Origin of the sequence: uncultured Desulfobulbus sp. (genome assembly GCF_963662935.2) — a bacterium.
In the GTDB taxonomy this organism is placed as follows: Bacteria; Desulfobacterota; Desulfobulbia; order Desulfobulbales; family Desulfobulbaceae; genus Desulfobulbus.
In genome coordinates, this window is sequence record NZ_CAXXTL010000002.1 from 2550058 (window position 1) to 2566305 (window position 16248).

Sequence of the window (16248 nt, forward strand, 5' to 3'; positions counted from 1 at the left end):
GCAAAGGGACTCGACATGTTGACCATCACCTTTTCATGACAGGAGGAAATAATGTCTATGAACGTGCAACCCGATCTTGAATTTATCAAAGCCATGAAGGAGGCGGGTGGCGACACTTTGAAACAGTGTTATCAATGTGCGACTTGTTCAGTCGCATGCCCGCTTTCTTCAGACAGCCAGCCTTTTCCGCGCAAAGAGATGATTCTTGCTCAGTGGGGATTAAAGGATAAGCTGATTACTGATCCCAACGTCTACCTCTGCCATCAATGCGGCGATTGCACCGAGTTGTGCCCACGCGGTGCCCGTCCTGGTGATGTTCTGGGCGCAATCCGCGCCTATGCCTATCGTTCGCTCGGTTGGCCGAAGGCCTTGGCAGGTCTTTGTAGCTCTGCCAAAAACCTTCCCGTGCTCATCGGTATTCCTGCTGTGACTATTTTCATCATGTGGCTGATTTCTGGAGGAATGCATATTCCCTCAGGTGAGCAATTCGCTCGGGCTGGCTACACGCAATTCTTTGGGCACTGGGATTTCTATTTGTTGGCCAAGAATGTTCTCTTTATCGACATTATCATGCTGACGGCAGCCGGTATTGCCGTGACCTCAGTCTACAAAGGCGTTTCAACCCTTTGGAAAGGTATGTCCGAATCAATCGGTCTCAAAGACGTACCTTATCGTCCTTCTGTGCCGCAGTTCATCAAACTGTTTTTGTGGCCCTCGATTATTGAGATTCTTCAGCACAAACGATTCAAGGAATGTACTGTAAACGCAGACCGCGTGAAAGGACATCAACCTATGGTTTTTGGGTTTATTGGCCTCTTCATTGTCACCTGCTACTCACTGTTTACACAAGATGTCATTGGTATTTTTATCCCATCTATGCATGGTCCGATTTCCATGTGGAACCCGGTTAAATTGCTTGCCAACGTTTCTGCGGTGGCGATGATAGCCGGTATCGGCATTCTCTGGATCAATAGAAGCAAAATGGAGGCTGCAGGTAAAGCAACCAAAACTTTCTATGATTGGTTTTTGATCTGGATCGTCATGGGCGTTGGCGTTACCGGCCTTGCAGCTGAGTTGCTCCGGTTGATTGGTATACCTTCTTTGGGATATGTTGTGTATTACCTGCATCTCATCTCTGTGGTTATGCTTTTCTCGTATATGCCGTACACCAAGTTTGCTCATATCGTTTATCGGACCTTTGCCATGGCGTTTGAGCGCTACCGAGAATCATCTTACATTAAAAACCCACTGAACGGCTGAACAGTCGCCAGGGGGGAAGGAACGGAGACCGGAAGCTCTCGCTTCCGGTTTTTTATTTGTTGAGAGTTAGAGAAAATTGTTGATTTTTAATTTTCATAGGGTATATTTTCCGGGTTAATGCTGGCGTAGCTCAATTGGCAGAGCACCTGATTTGTAATCAGGGGGTTGCGGGTTCAAGTCCCATCGCCAGCTCCAGGGAGATGAGAAAACAAATGCCAGGGAGCGGTTGATTGAAAGCTGCTTTCTGTCCTTTGTTTTCTGGTGATAAAGTGGAGGGGTTCCCGAGCGGCCAAAGGGAACAGACTGTAAATCTGTCGGCGGAGCCTTCGGAGGTTCGAATCCTCCCCCCTCCACCATAACCTGGTTCAGTTGTATCGCACTGGTATCGCAGGGTTCGCAAGGATCAAGCGGGAATAGCTCAATGGTAGAGCATCAGCCTTCCAAGCTGAGGGTTGCGGGTTCGAGTCTCGTTTCCCGCTCCACGCATATCGGACGTTGGCCGGCCAATGCAAGGTTTCAAGTAATCGTTCTTCGCCCACGTAACTCAGGGGTAGAGTACCTCCTTGGTAAGGAGGAAGTCATCGGTTCAAATCCGATCGTGGGCTCCAAGTATCAATCGATTGTGAAGGGTGGTCGATTGAGTCTGATTGAACTTCTGTCCAAGGAGACATGAGATGGCGAAGGAAAAATTTGCGCGGACAAAGCCGCATGTCAATGTCGGAACAATCGGTCACATTGACCATGGTAAGACAACCCTGACAGCGGCGATAACCCGCGTGTTGTCGACAAAAGGCATGGCCAAATTCACTGATTTCAGTGAGATTGACAAGGCGCCCGAGGAAAAAGAGCGCGGTATTACAATTGCTACCGCCCATGTCGAATACGAGACAGCTGCTCGCCATTACGCGCATGTGGATTGTCCTGGGCATGCCGACTATATCAAAAACATGATCACCGGTGCGGCTCAAATGGACGGGGCTATTCTTGTTGTGGCGGCCACCGACGGTCCCATGCCGCAAACCCGTGAGCACATTCTCCTGGCCCGTCAGGTCGGTGTCCCGGCCATGGTCGTTTTTCTCAATAAATGCGACATGGTCGATGACCCGGAACTGATCGAGTTGGTTGAGATGGAGCTCCGCGAGTTGTTGGACAAATACGATTTTCCTGGTGATGATATTCCGATTATCCAGGGATCGGCGCTACACGCCCTTGAATTTCCTGAAGACGAGGAAAAGGCAAAATGCATCTGGAATTTGATGGAAGCGGTCGATAACTACATTCCGCAGCCTGAACGCGCCATTGACAAGCCTTTCCTGATGCCAGTCGAGGATGTTTTTTCCATCTCTGGTCGCGGTACCGTCGCAACGGGACGAATTGAACGTGGCGTTGTTCACGTCGGGGATGAGGTTGAGATCGTTGGAATTCGCCCGACTGCCAAGACCACCTGTACGGGTGTTGAGATGTTCCGCAAATTGCTCGACGAGGGGCAGGCTGGTGATAACGTCGGAGCCTTGCTTCGTGGTGTCAAGCGTGAGGAAATCGTCCGTGGTCAGGTCTTGGCTAAACCAGGTTCCATTAAGCCGCATAAAAAGTTCAAAGCAGAAGCCTATATCTTGACCAAAGAAGAAGGTGGGCGTCATACCCCATTTTTTAATGGTTACCGGCCGCAGTTTTATTTCAGGACCACTGATGTGACCGGCGTCTGTACTCTTGAAGAGGGTGTGGAGATGGTCATGCCCGGTGACAATATACATATCACCGGTGAGCTCATCACCCCGATTGCAATGGAAGCAGGGCTTCGTTTTGCCATCCGTGAAGGTGGTCGCACCGTCGGCGCAGGCGTCGTCAGCGATATTATCGAATAATCACGACCCCGCATTCGGGGAAAAAATACGAGGAATGAAGCAGCCGGGCTCGTCCCGGCTGCTCCACTCTGATGGGGCATATTATGAGAGATACCATCACGTTGGCATGCCAAGCTTGCAAACAACGAAATTACACCACCACCAAAAATAAAAAAACTGTGCCGCACAAATTAGAGCTAAAGAAGTACTGTCCCTTTTGTAAGGCTCATACCCCACACAAAGAAACCAAATAAACAGGCCAGTAGCTCTAACGGTAGAGCACCGGACTCCAAATCCGGGGGTTGGGGGTTCGAATCCCTCCTGGCCTGCCATTGAGATTTATGGTCATGTGAATTCAAGTTTCTTAGTTCACGATGTCAAATAAGAAATTAACTCGGACCAACAAGGAAGAGATGGAAGGCAAAAAAGGGATAGTTGATCCCGATAAGAAATTTTATTTCTCTCCTTCTGGCATTCGAGATTTTTTGCTGGAAGTTCAATCTGAATTTCGCAAAATCGTCTGGCCGCCTAAGAAAACCACTGCCGGATTAACCGGTTTTGTTATCTTGTTGGTTGTTGTGATATCGCTATATCTTGGCTCTGTCGATCTCCTCTTGGGCAAATTAGTGTCCACCGTCCTTAAATGATTGGCTCGCTGGGAAGAAACTCATGGCAAAAAGTTGGTATATAGTTCATACGCACACCGGGTTTGAGAACAAGGTCAAGGCCACCTTGGAAGAGCGTATTAAAATGGCAGGTCAAGAGGATGGCTTCGGAGAAATTCTCGTTCCTACCGAGCAAGTCGTCGAAATGGTGAAAGGAGCACGAAAAACTTCCGAACGGAAATTTTTCCCAGGCTACATCCTTATCAACATGGAAATGAGTGAACACACTTGGCACATTGTACAAGAAACCCCAAGAGTTACTGGTTTCGTTGGTATAAATATGAGCCAAGCAGGCACGGATAAAGATATATATAAAAAAATTCCCTCGCTCACAGAAAAAGAAGCGCATAAAATTTTAGGTCGCATAGCCGACGGCGCGAATAAACCCAAGCCTAAGGTGATTTTTGGGGAAGGAGATGCAGTGAGGGTAATAGATGGACCCTTTGCCAATTTTCAAGGAACCGTTGAAGAAGTTTTTCCGGAAAAGGGCCGGGTAAGAGTTATGGTGTCAATTTTTGGACGCTCTACACCGGTTGAACTAGAATATATCCAGGTGAGTAAAAATTAAGCTCCCACTCTCTCGGAGAGGTTTGTGCTATGGCAAAAAAAATTCAGGCGTTTATTAAACTGCAAATTCCTGCAGGAAAAGCAAATCCATCGCCACCAGTAGGTCCAGCTCTTGGGCAACACGGCGTCAATATAATGGATTTCTGTAAGTCGTTCAATGCTCAGACGCAGTCAGTTGGGGATACTATTATTCCCGTTGTGATCACGGTCTATTCAGATCGGTCATACAGCTTCATCACCAAAACTCCTCCCGCTTCCGTCTTATTAAAAAAGGCTGCAGGTTTGACAAGGGGGTCGAGTAATCCTAAGAAGGATCGGGTTGCAGAATTGGATCAAGCAAAAATTAGAGAAATCGCTGAAACTAAAATGCCTGACCTTAATGCCTACGATATTGAGCATGCAGTTCGTATTATCGAAGGTACTGCAAGAAGCTGCGGCATTACCGTTATCAAATAACAAAAACATTCGCTTCACCTGTGCAAAACCACACTGCACCAGGGAGAATACAAGAGGTACTTATGCCTAGACGTGGGAAGAATTATAATGCTTCTGTTGCAACAGTCGATCGCCAAAAACTAACAGATTTGACTGAGGCTCTAGAAAATGTGTTAAAAGCTAAATACGCTAAGTTCGATGAATCTGTCGATATAGCTGTACGACTTGGCGTCGATCCGCGCCACGCTGACCAGATGGTACGCTCTAGTGTCATCTTGCCGAATGGTACTGGAAAAACTGCGAGAGTCCTCGTGTTTGCTAAAGGTGAAAAAGAGAAAGAGGCGCTCGCTGCAGGTGCTGATTTTGCCGGCTCCGATGAACTAATTGGAAAAATTAAAGGGGGATGGCTTGATTTTGATAAAACCATTGCCACCCCCGACATGATGGGTGAAGTCGGAAAAATCGGACGTATTCTAGGACCAAGAAACTTAATGCCTAACGCCAAATTAGGTACGGTAACGTTTGATATCGAGCGCGTTGTTAACGAAATAAAAAAAGGGAAAGTTGATTTCCGCGTAGATAAAGCTGGGGTTGTTCACGCTGTTATGGGCAAAAGTTCTTTCGGCGTAGAGAAATTAGCAGAGAACATTTTGGCCTTTATCGATAAACTAATTCAACTCAAGCCATCGACAAGCAAAGGGATTTACCTGCGAGCAATCTCGGTTTCCAGCACTATGGGGCCTGGCTTTAAGGTTGATCCACTGCAAGTGCGATCCCTCATCAAAGCAGCTTAAATACTACTGGGCCAGGAATATGTGGCAACGTAATCTTTAAATGTAGCATCTTGTTTAAGTAAGATTAACCCTTGGGAAGGTCAAAGACAGCAGGGACGAATGGTTAATGACACTTTGTTTCGGAAAGTGTCCCCTGCCGAGGCCAGACCGGCGTAGAAAGTTATGCCGATTGTAGTCTTCATTCCTCTTTCTGCTCTTTTAGACAGTCCCGTTACACACGAAAGGAGGTATCAACGTTGAATCGCGATCAGAAGACCGATATCATTAGTGAACTCAACGAAACCTTTTCCAAAGCAAAGTTTGCTGTAGTCGCCGATTACCGCGGACTTAAAGTTACGGAACTGGAAAAACTTCGGAAGAATCTTCGTGAAAACGATGCGCAGATTCAGGTTGCAAAAAACACCTTGTTGCGACTTGCCGTGAAAGGAACCGCCTGCGAAAGTTTAGGCGACTCTTTTAGTGGCACGACTGCTGTCGCTATCGGATTCAATGAGCCGGTAGGACCTGCAAAGGTGCTCGCTGCATTTGCCACCGAATTTAACGCGTTTTCCATCCGATCCGCAATACTCGACGGCACTCTTTTGAGTGCGGATGATGTGGTAGCTCTTTCCAAGTTGCCCAGCAGAGACGAGTTGCTGGCCAAATTGCTTGGCACCATGTCTGCTGTTCCGACAGGGTTCGTCAGAGTTCTTAGCGCAGTACCGCAGAAATTGCTCTACGCACTTTCCGCGATTAAAGACCAGAAAGAAAATTAAAACAACAACGCTCTGGAATTGAAAAATCCAGAGTAAATTGATTTTGTCATCACGTCAGGAGGAATGAAAATGGCTGCAACTAAACAAGAGGTTATTGACTTTATAGCAAATATGACAGTTCTCGAACTCTCTGAGCTTATCAAGGAGTTGGAGGAAAAATTCGGTGTTTCTGCTGCGGCCCCGGTCGCCATAGCTGCTGCCGCTGGTCCCGCTGATGGTGGTGCCGTGGCTGAGGAAAAAACTGAATTTGATGTTATTTTGACAGGTTCTGGTGATCAAAAAATTAAGGTCATTAAGGAAGTTCGAGCTATTACTTCCCTTGGGCTGAAAGAAGCAAAAGATTTGGTGGAGGGTGTTCCTGCTCCAGTTAAAGAGGGCGTGAGCAAGGATGAGGCTGCTGCCATCAAAGCTCAAATCGAAGGTGCCGGTGGTACCGTAGAGATCAAATAATTATTTTTCAATTGTGCTAACGGGACACTCCATGCCCGAAGGCAATCCATCCATTCAGGTAACGCTATAGGGCTTAATGCCCCGTAGCGTTCCTGTGTTTGTAGGTTTTTCAATTTTCAGGGCAGATCGTTTTTTTATTTTATACTATTATTTCAGATGAATAATAAGAAAACAATCGGCGTCACGCGGAATGTTTTGAGGGGACTATGAGAAGAGTACGTAAGAGTTTTGCGAAAACCAGCCAGATTATAGAACCACCACATCTTATCGCAATGCAGAGGGAATCTTACGAGCACTTTCTGCAGCGAGGTATAGCGCCTGAGCTACGCAAAGACCATGGATTGCAAGCCATATTTCAAAGTATATTTCCCATTACGGATTTCAACGGACTCTGTTCACTTGATTTCGTACGTTATTCCTTTGGAGAGCCGAAATACACTGTTGCTGAGTGTATAGAACGGGGCATGACCTACGAAGCACCGCTCAAAATCACCGTTCGGCTGATTACCTTCGATTTCGACGAGGAAACAGGGGTTCAATCTGTTCGTGACATCAAAGAACAGGAGGTTTTTCTTGGTGCTTTACCATTAATGACTCAGGATGGCGTCTTTGTTGTCAACGGGACAGAACGCGTTATCGTCAATCAATTGCAGCGATCCCCAGGTCTTTTTTACACCCATGACCATGGAAAGTCGCATGCATCCGGTAAAAGACTTTACTCCGCACGTATTATCCCTGTCCGTGGTTCTTGGCTTGATTTTGAGTTTGACATCAAAGATATCCTCTATGTGCGGATTGACCGTCGCCGAAAACTGCCAGTGAGCGTACTCCTTAAAGCGCTTGGATATAACGAAGCCGAACTGCTCAATGAGTTTTATCATGCGGATACCATTTGTTTTGATGGGAAAGAGTATACAATCTCCTTCAATGCCGTCACTTTTGCTAATCAGCGACTGAACACCGATATCATTAATCCAGCCGACGGAGCTGTGGTTGCCAAGAAGGGGAAGAAAGTCACCAAGACACTGGCGAAAAAGATTGAGAGTTTAGGGGTTTCTTCGCTGAGTATAAGCGTTGATGAACTTCACGGACGTTTTTATGCAAATGATATCGTCAATGAACAGAGTGGCGAAATCTTGGTTCGCTGTAACGAGACCGTTACGCCCGCAAATCTGCAGGCTCTTGCTGATGCCGGAATCAATACGTTTTCTCTGCTTTTCATTGACGGCGTTAATTTTAGTGAATCTTTCAGAAAAACGCTGTTACTCGATAAAATCAAAGATACCGAAGAATCCTTGGTGGAAATTTACCGGCGGCTACGTCCCTCCAGTCCTCCGACTCCTGAAGTAGCCAAATCTTTTTTTGACAACCTCTTTTTTAATTCCTCCACTTATGACCTGTCTGAGGTAGGGCGCTATAAAATTAACACCAAATTAGGTGTGAACACACCTATCGAGGTCCGCACCTTAACCAAGGAAGATATTGTTAAGAGTGTCAAGCATCTGGTTCGGATCAAAGATGAATTGAAAGATGGTGACGATATCGATCATCTTGGCAATAGAAGAGTACGCACTGTTGGTGAACTTTGTGAGAATCAGTTCCGTATGGGCTTGGTCCGCATGGAAAGAGCGATCAAAGAACGGATGACGCTTCAAGAAATAGAAACTTTGATGCCCCATGACTTGGTAAATCCAAAGCCCGTCACTTCGGCCATCAAGGAGTTTTTCGGCACGAGCCAGTTGTCCCAATTCATGGATCAAACTAACCCCCTTTCCGAAGTCACGCATAAAAGGCGTCTGTCCGCTCTTGGGCCAGGAGGTCTTTCCCGTGAACGGGCCGGGTTCGAAGTTCGTGACGTCCATCCCACACATTACGGCCGCATTTGTCCGGTCGAGACACCGGAAGGCCCGAACATTGGTCTTATTGTCAGTTTGGCAACGTATGCGAAGGTCAATCCATACGGATTCATTGAAACGCCCTACAGGTATGTGAAGGAGCGGACAGTCTCCCATGAGCATAAATATCTTTCCGCCTTGCAGGAAGAGGATCATGTTATTGCTCCAGCCAGGGTAGCACTGGACGGCAACCGCCTTGTTGATGACTATCTGATTGCGCGTCATGAAAGTGAGGTGTCCATGGTCCCTGCCGATGACATTACCATGATGGATATTGCGCCCAACCAGATGGTTTCAATTGCAGCCTCGTTGATACCTTTTCTTGAAAACGACGATGCTAACCGGGCCTTGATGGGCTCCAACATGCAGCGCCAAGCGGTGCCGCTCCTCAAGACCAGTTCTCCGCTTGTCGGTACCGGCGTGGAAAAATATGTGGCACGGGATTCAGGTGCTTGTTTGTTGGCGGGTGGCGATGGTGTCGTTGAAGAGTCAGACGCCAATCGGATTGTTGTACGGTATGACCAACCCGGTGTGGATGGCTTTGATACCGGGATTGGTGTTTATCGTCTGTCTAAATACAAAAAGTCGAACCAAAATACGTGCTTTAACCAAAAGGCGTTAGTGTATCCCGGAAAGCGAGTCTCCAAGGGAACTATTTTAGCGGATGGACCGTCCACCGAAGCGGGCGAGCTTGCGCTTGGAAAAAATGTAACCATCGCCTTTATGCCTTGGCGCGGCTACAACTTTGAGGACTCGATTCTGATCAACGAACGCTTGCTTAAGGAAGACACCTTTACCTCTGTGCACATCGAGATTTTCGAGACCATGGCTCGAGACACTAAATTGGGCAAGGAGGAAATAACCCGTGATATTCCCAATGTTGGCGAGGAAGGTCTGCGTAATCTTGACGATTCTGGCATCGTCCGCATTGGTGCCGAAGTCCGTGCGGGTGACATGCTAGTTGGTAAGGTGACCCCAAAGGGTGAAAGCATGCTCTCGCCTGAAGAAAAATTGCTCAGAGCGATTTTCGGAGAGAAGGCTGGCGATGTTAAAGACTCCTCCCTTCGTGTTCCCCCTGGAATAGAAGGCGTAGTGATCGATGCCAAAGTTTTTTCCAGAAAGGGTGTGGATAAGGATGAGCGCACCCTCATAATTGAGGAAGTGGAGATAGAGCGCCTCAACCGTGATATGGAAGATGAACTCAAAAGTTTGAAGAAAGGTGTGCGCAAAACCTTGTCTACCTTGCTGGATGGTCGTACTGCCAAGAGCGATGTCAAGGATAAGAAAGGCAAGGTTATTCTTAAACTCGGAAAACAAATGACCGCCAAGATAGTCGAACAGGTGAGTTTTACCGAGTTACGTGAGCTGGATTTCTCCGAGAAAGCCAAATATGATGAAGAGATGGAGGCTGTCTTTAGCCGCTACAACAGCCAGTCCGCCGTTGTTAGAGGACGTTATCAGGGGATTGTTGAGCGGATGGAAAAAGGAGACGACCTGCCTCCAGGTGTAGTCAAAATGGTTAAGATTTATGTTGCGACCAAGAGAAAGCTGGCAGTAGGCGATAAAATGGCTGGTCGCCACGGCAACAAAGGTGTTGTTTCCCGGTTGCTTCCGGAAGAGGACATGCCTTTTTTTGCTGATGGCACCACCGTCGACATTGTTCTCAATCCACTGGGTGTTCCGTCGCGTATGAATGTGGGACAGGTTCTTGAGTGCCACCTCGGTTTTGCCGCGAAAAAACTCGGAGAACAGATTTCAGCCCTGGCCAAAGAGAAAGAGGTTGAAGGGTTAAAACAGCGGCTAGGTCAGATTTACTCCCCGGCCGAATATAATAGCCTGACTGAAGGCCTCAATGACGACGAACTGCTCGATATCATGTGTAAATATGGTCGTGGCATCCACATAGCCACCCCTGTGTTTGATGGGGCCTCCGAGTCGGAAATCAGACAGTTGTTGGTTGAAGCGGGTGTTGATGAGGTCGGTCAATCGACACTGTACGATGGACTGACCGGTGAGCCTTTTGACAATCAGGTCACTGTCGGAGCAATGTACATGCTCAAACTCCATCACTTGGTTGACAATAAAATCCATGCGCGTTCAACCGGTCCGTACTCCTTGGTTACTCAGCAACCGCTAGGCGGTAAAGCCCAATTTGGTGGTCAGCGGCTTGGAGAGATGGAGGTTTGGGCCATGGAAGCCTATGGCGCTGCCTATACCCTCAAAGAATTTCTCACCGTAAAATCTGATGATGTTGAAGGGAGGACCACGATGTACGAAAAAATCGTGAAAGGGAACAACTTCCTTGAAACTGGTTTGCCGGAGTCGTTCAATGTCTTGGTTAAGGAATTGAAGGGACTCTGCCTAGATATTGAACTGCTCGAGTAGGCCATCGGCCGGTTGAACTCAACGATGTAAATAGCGTCAGCGTTTCTGCCGTTTTAACGGATAGATTTGAAATAAGAATAGGTGAATTCGTGGAAGAACTGTTTAGCTTCTTTGCAAAACCAAAAGGTCCCATTAGTTTCAATAAGGTGAAAATTTCTCTCGCCTCACCGGAAAAAATCAGGGAGTGGTCACATGGAGAAGTAAAAAAACCTGAAACCATTAACTATCGTACGTTCAAACCTGAACGGGATGGCCTGTTTTGTGCCAAAATTTTTGGACCAGTCAAGGATTACGAGTGCAACTGCGGCAAGTACAAGCGAATGAAACACCGCGGTGTAGTCTGCGAGAAATGCGGCGTTGAGGTTATTCAGTCTAAGGTTCGCCGAGAGCGGTTGGGACATATAGAACTTGCGGCACCGGTTGCTCATATTTGGTTTCTCAAGAGTTTGCCTTCCAAGATAGGGGCCATTCTCGATATGACCCTCAAGCAACTTGAGCGGATTCTCTATTTCGAGTCCTATGCCGTTGTTGCTTCACAAGTTGAGGACATGCCGGTCGGTTCTCTCCTGAACGAGGATCAATACCGGACAGCTCTGGAAGAGCATCCCGGTAAATTTCGCGTCGGCATCGGTGCAGAGGCTATCCGCGAAATGCTCATGGGGTTGGAACTGAAAGGACTGTCTGAGACCCTTCGCAAAGAAATGAAGGAAACCGGATCGGTGACCAAACGCACCAAGTACGGCAAGCGGCTCAATGTAGTTGAGGCCTTCCGTGATTCCGGCAACCGGCCTGAATGGATGATCCTGGAGGTTATCCCGGTTTTGCCACCCGATCTGCGCCCGCTTGTTCCCCTCGAAGGAGGGCGTTTTGCCACCTCTGACCTGAATGATCTTTACCGTCGGGTCATCAATCGTAATAACCGGTTGAAACGGTTATTGGAACTCGATGCGCCAGATATAATTATCCGCAATGAAAAGCGGATGCTGCAGGAAGCGGTTGACGTTCTTTTCGATAACGGGAGGCGGGGGCGGACGATCACTGGCCCGAACAAACGTCCGCTGAAGTCGCTTTCCGATATGCTTAAAGGCAAGCAAGGACGCTTTCGGCAAAACTTGCTCGGCAAGCGTGTCGATTATTCCGGCCGTTCTGTTATTGTCGTTGGCCCGCATCTTCGCTTACACCAATGCGGCCTGCCCAAGAAAATGGCGCTCGAGCTGTTTAAACCTTTTATCTACAATAAACTTGAGCGGAAGGGATATGTTACGACCATAAAAAGTGCCCGAAAGATGGTCGAAAAAGGGACCAAGGAAGTTTGGGATGTTTTAGATGACATTGTTCAGGAGTATCCCGTGATCCTGAACAGGGCACCGACGCTTCACCGGCTTGGCATGCAGGCTTTTGAGGTGGTGTTGATCGAAGGAAAGGCCATTCAACTCCATCCTCTTGTCTGTGCTGCTTTTAATGCCGACTTTGACGGCGACCAGATGGCAGTGCATGTCCCCTTGTCGGTCGAGGCCCAGGTTGAGGCCAGGGTCTTGATGATGTCGACCAATAACATCCTTTCACCCGCCAACGGCGGACCTATTATTATTCCCAGTCAGGATATTGTTCTTGGGTTGTATTATATGACTCGGGAACGTTTTGGTGTGACCGGTGAAGGAGCAGTCTTCGGTTCTCCGATCGAGGCTCGTGTTGCCTATGATCACGGCGCCGCTCACCTGCAGGCTAGGGTAAAAGTGCGGATCAAGGGTTCCCTTGTTGCAACCACTATCGGTCGCATGCTTGTCGGGGAACTGCTTCCACCCATGGTCCCCTATGCGTTGGTTAACAAGGAGTTGTCAAAAAAAGAATTAGCCTTCCTCATTGATTATACTTATCGCCATGGCGGAACCAAGGAAACGGTTATTCTAGCTGATCGGCTCAAAGATCTCGGCTATGAATATGCTACCCGGGCAGGAATTTCTATCTGCATCAACGATATGAAAATTCCGGTTAGAAAAGAGGAATTTGTTGAAGATGCAGAAAAAGAAGCTGCGGATGTTGACCAGCAATATTCGGACGGTTTGATAACCGATGGTGAAAAGTACAATAAGATCATAGATATCTGGTCAAAGGCCACCGATAAAATCACCAAAGAAATGATGGATGAGATGGCGGTTGAGTTCATTCCCGACGCATTCGGAAAAGTCCAGGAGCTCAAAAGTTTCAATTCTGTCTATATCATGGCTGATTCCGGCGCCCGTGGCTCCAAGGATCAGATCAGGCAGCTTGCCGGTATGCGCGGGCTTATGGCCAAACCGTCCGGTGAAATTATTGAAACCCCGATTAAGGCTAACTTCCGTGAAGGCCTGAGTGTTCTTGAATACTTTATTTCTACCCATGGAGCTCGTAAAGGTCTCGCCGATACTGCACTAAAGACAGCTAACTCCGGTTATTTGACACGACGTCTCGTTGATGTTGCCCAAGATTCCACCATCGTCATGAAAGATTGCGGCACCATGCGGGGTACCTTGGCTGAACCGCTGATCGAGGGCGGTGAGGTTATTGTCCGTATTGGCGAGCGAATTCTGGGCCGTGTAGCCCTCGAAGATGTGGTTGATTTACACACCGGTGAAGTGTTGGTGGGTATGGATGAGGAAATTACCGAGGATAGAGTCGAGGCCATTGAGGCCGCCGGCATCGATCGTGTTCATATCAGATCGGTACTTACCTGCGAGGCTAAACGGGGGGTTTGCGCCATGTGTTATGGGCGTGATCTCGGTCGTGGACACATGGTCAATATTGGTGAGGCCGTCGGTATTATTGCGGCCCAATCTATTGGTGAGCCTGGAACACAGTTGACCATGCGGACTTTCCATATTGGTGGTACTGCGAGGGGGTCTGTGGAACAGGCTGAAGTCCGGACCCAGCGCGGCGGCCAGATTCGTTATAAGAATCTACATTCGGTCACCAACAACGACGGTTTTGAAGTGGTCATGAACCGAAATGCCGAAATTACCGTGCTTGACGACCTCGGGGTGGATCGTGAACGTTTCCCCGTTCCCTATGGGGCTACATTGAGAATCAAAGATGGCCAAATAGTTGATCCTGGAACGGTCATAGGCGATTGGGATGCGTTTTCTATCCCTATCGTCGCTGAGGTCGGTGGCAAGATCAAATATGGTGATGTAGTGGAAGGGGACACGATGCAGGAACGTGTTGACCAGATCACTGGCAAAGCGAGTAAGGTCATTACCCCTGGGAGTTCTACGAAGCAGATGAACCCTAGAATTTCCATCAAGGATGATCGTGGTCGAACGTTGAAATTACCGGACGGGGAACTGGCAGCCCGTTATCCACTGCCTGTTGGCTCGATTATTACAGTCAGTGAGAATGATGCCATTTTTCCTGGAATGGTGATAGCCAAAATTCCACGTGAAACCACCAAAACAAAAGATATTACAGGCGGTTTGCCCCGTGTGGCTGAATTGTTCGAAGTACGAAAACCAAAGGAGCAGGCTATTATAGCGGAGATCGACGGTCGCGTGAGCTTTGGCAAAGATCTGAAAGGGAAGCGCAGAGTTGTCGTTACTCCTGAAATCGGCGATCCAAAAGAATATCTCATACCTAAGTCTAAGCATATCACCGTGCACGAGAATGACCGCGTCGCTGCTGGCGACCCTTTGATGGAAGGAAACAGATTGCCCAACGATATCCTCCGAGTAAAGGGCGCAGAGGCTTTAGCCCGATTCCTGGTCAACGAGATTCAAGAGGTGTATCGACTACAAGGTGTAAAAATCAACGATAAACACATCGAGACCATCGTTCGTCAGATGCTCAAGCGAGTCCGGATTACCGATGCCGGTGATTCTCGCTTCATGTTGGACCAACAGGTTGAATGGTGGAAGTTTCAAGAGGAGAACGAGCTCCTGTTGCAAACTGGCATGCAACCGGCTTCTGCCGAACCCCTGCTTCTAGGGGTCACCAAGGCCTCGCTTTCGACGGATTCATTTATCTCCGCCGCTTCTTTCCAGGAGACCACGAAGGTACTGACAAACGCTGCCATGGCTGGGAAAGTTGATGATCTTTCTGGTCTAAAAGAAAATGTCATTATGGGACGGTTGATTTCGGCCGGCACCGGATTGATGAGATACCGGTTACATCCGGATAATTAACAAAGATATAACTTGACCTTTACTCTTGGTTCGATTATTAATTTATCCTTTCATGCTTGCCCCCTTCTATTTTAAAGGGGAGCCTGATTGTATTACTTAAAGGAGCTGGTTGAATGCCCACGATAAATCAACTTGTCAGGAACAGAAGAAAGAAAATTACCAAGCGGACTAATACTCCTGCCTTGCAAAGTTGCCCGCAAAAGCGCGGAGTATGCGTCCGTGTTTATACAACAACACCCAAGAAGCCAAACTCAGCGTTGCGCAAGGTCGCTAGGGTGCGCCTCACGAACGGCATAGAGGTGACGTCCTACATCCCAGGCATTGGGCATAACCTCCAGGAGCATTCAGTGGTTCTTATACGCGGGGGGCGTGTCAAGGACTTGCCCGGCGTGCGGTACCATATCATACGCGGTACTTTGGATACACTAGGGGTGAATGATCGTAGGCAGGGGCGCTCAAAGTATGGAGCCAAACGTCCTAAATGATTTTTTGTACAAGATTCTGAACGAGTTAGAGTATGCCAAGAAAAAAACTATTAGATAAGCGGCCTATTGCATCAGATCCTAAATTCAATTCAGTTTTGGTGGCAAAGTTCACCAATGGTTTGATGGGGGATGGGAAAAAGACCGTCGCGAGGCGCCTTTTCTACGATGCCATGGAGATCATTGATGGCAAAATAACTGACCAGGAGCCGCTTGCGGTTTTTGAAGCGGCTATGGAAAATGTTCGGCCTAGGGTTGAGGTAAAGAGTCGGCGTGTCGGAGGAGCAACTTATCAGGTTCCAGTAGAGGTCCGACCCGAGCGTAGAAATGCTTTAGCTATTCGTTGGATTATTAATTTTTCTAAAGGGCGCTCTGGGCAAACAATGTCTGAAAAACTTGCAGCTGAGTTGTTAGACGCTTTTAACAATCGGGGTGCCTCGGTAAAAAAGAAGGACGATACTCATAAAATGGCAGAAGCTAATAAAGCATTTGCCCATTATCGGTGGTAATTTCCTTTTTTTTGTCTTGAGTTCTCCTTGGGTGAACAAGAAGCCTTGACAAG

At 47.9% G+C, this 16248-nt stretch carries 13 protein-coding genes and 5 tRNA genes; all 18 read left to right on the forward strand.

Annotated features, from left to right (window positions below; translation table 11 throughout):
• Positions 1 to 57: 57 nt before the first annotated feature.
• The 18 genes from qmoC (at position 58) to rpsG (ending at position 16195) form a co-directional block, all read left to right on the forward strand.
• The gene (gene qmoC, locus ACHZCX_RS15530) at positions 58 to 1260 is read left to right on the forward strand and encodes a quinone-interacting membrane-bound oxidoreductase complex subunit QmoC (RefSeq protein ID WP_319588114.1); all 1203 of its coding nucleotides are present in this window, start codon (positions 58 to 60) and stop codon (positions 1258 to 1260) included.
• A 119-nt stretch (positions 1261 to 1379) separates the two neighbouring features.
• Positions 1380 to 1455 (forward strand) — tRNA-Thr (locus tag ACHZCX_RS15535).
• 76 nt (positions 1456 to 1531) lie between these two features.
• Positions 1532 to 1616, forward strand: a tRNA-Tyr gene (locus tag ACHZCX_RS15540).
• A 51-nt stretch (positions 1617 to 1667) separates the two neighbouring features.
• A tRNA-Gly gene (locus ACHZCX_RS15545) sits at positions 1668 to 1742 on the forward strand.
• Between the two features lie 51 nt (positions 1743 to 1793).
• Positions 1794 to 1868: transfer RNA gene (locus ACHZCX_RS15550), tRNA-Thr, on the forward strand.
• A 66-nt stretch (positions 1869 to 1934) separates the two neighbouring features.
• Positions 1935 to 3125: an elongation factor Tu gene (tuf, locus tag ACHZCX_RS15555; protein ID WP_319588115.1), complete on the forward strand. Its 1191-nt coding sequence runs from the start codon at positions 1935 to 1937 to the stop codon at positions 3123 to 3125.
• Positions 3126 to 3208: 83 nt separating this feature from the next.
• Positions 3209 to 3358 (forward strand): 50S ribosomal protein L33, encoded by a 150-nt coding sequence (rpmG, locus tag ACHZCX_RS15560; protein WP_319588116.1) that lies wholly within the window; start codon positions 3209 to 3211, stop codon positions 3356 to 3358.
• A gap of 2 nt (positions 3359 to 3360) precedes the next feature.
• Positions 3361 to 3436 (forward strand) — tRNA-Trp (locus tag ACHZCX_RS15565).
• An 81-nt stretch (positions 3437 to 3517) separates the two neighbouring features.
• The gene (secE, locus tag ACHZCX_RS15570) at positions 3518 to 3751 is read left to right on the forward strand and encodes a preprotein translocase subunit SecE (RefSeq protein WP_319588117.1); all 234 of its coding nucleotides are present in this window, start codon (positions 3518 to 3520) and stop codon (positions 3749 to 3751) included.
• A 22-nt stretch (positions 3752 to 3773) separates the two neighbouring features.
• On the forward strand, positions 3774 to 4337 hold the full coding sequence (nusG, locus tag ACHZCX_RS15575; RefSeq protein WP_319588118.1) for a transcription termination/antitermination protein NusG: 564 nt from the start codon (positions 3774 to 3776) through the stop codon (positions 4335 to 4337).
• A gap of 29 nt (positions 4338 to 4366) precedes the next feature.
• The gene (gene rplK, locus ACHZCX_RS15580; protein ID WP_319588119.1) at positions 4367 to 4792 is read left to right on the forward strand and encodes a 50S ribosomal protein L11; all 426 of its coding nucleotides are present in this window, start codon (positions 4367 to 4369) and stop codon (positions 4790 to 4792) included.
• 62 nt (positions 4793 to 4854) lie between these two features.
• Positions 4855 to 5565, forward strand: coding sequence for a 50S ribosomal protein L1 (rplA, locus tag ACHZCX_RS15585; protein ID WP_319588120.1), 711 nt, complete (start codon positions 4855 to 4857; stop codon positions 5563 to 5565).
• A 236-nt stretch (positions 5566 to 5801) separates the two neighbouring features.
• Positions 5802 to 6320 carry a 50S ribosomal protein L10 gene (gene rplJ / locus ACHZCX_RS15590; protein ID WP_319588121.1) on the forward strand — a complete coding sequence of 173 codons (519 nt, stop codon included), beginning with the start codon at positions 5802 to 5804 and terminating at the stop codon, positions 6318 to 6320.
• Positions 6321 to 6389: 69 nt separating this feature from the next.
• The gene (gene rplL, locus ACHZCX_RS15595) at positions 6390 to 6770 is read left to right on the forward strand and encodes a 50S ribosomal protein L7/L12 (RefSeq protein ID WP_319588122.1); all 381 of its coding nucleotides are present in this window, start codon (positions 6390 to 6392) and stop codon (positions 6768 to 6770) included.
• A 206-nt stretch (positions 6771 to 6976) separates the two neighbouring features.
• Positions 6977 to 11050 (forward strand): DNA-directed RNA polymerase subunit beta, encoded by a 4074-nt coding sequence (gene rpoB, locus ACHZCX_RS15600; protein WP_319588123.1) that lies wholly within the window; start codon positions 6977 to 6979, stop codon positions 11048 to 11050.
• Between the two features lie 89 nt (positions 11051 to 11139).
• A complete protein-coding gene (gene rpoC / locus ACHZCX_RS15605) occupies positions 11140 to 15204 on the forward strand; it encodes a DNA-directed RNA polymerase subunit beta' (RefSeq protein WP_319588124.1) in 4065 nt (1354 codons plus the stop codon).
• Between the two features lie 113 nt (positions 15205 to 15317).
• Positions 15318 to 15689, forward strand: coding sequence for a 30S ribosomal protein S12 (rpsL, locus tag ACHZCX_RS15610; protein WP_028319554.1), 372 nt, complete (start codon positions 15318 to 15320; stop codon positions 15687 to 15689).
• Positions 15690 to 15721: 32 nt separating this feature from the next.
• Positions 15722 to 16195, forward strand: a complete 474-nt coding sequence (gene rpsG / locus ACHZCX_RS15615) for a 30S ribosomal protein S7 (RefSeq protein ID WP_319588125.1) — start codon at positions 15722 to 15724, stop codon at positions 16193 to 16195.
• Positions 16196 to 16248: the final 53 nt, after the last annotated feature.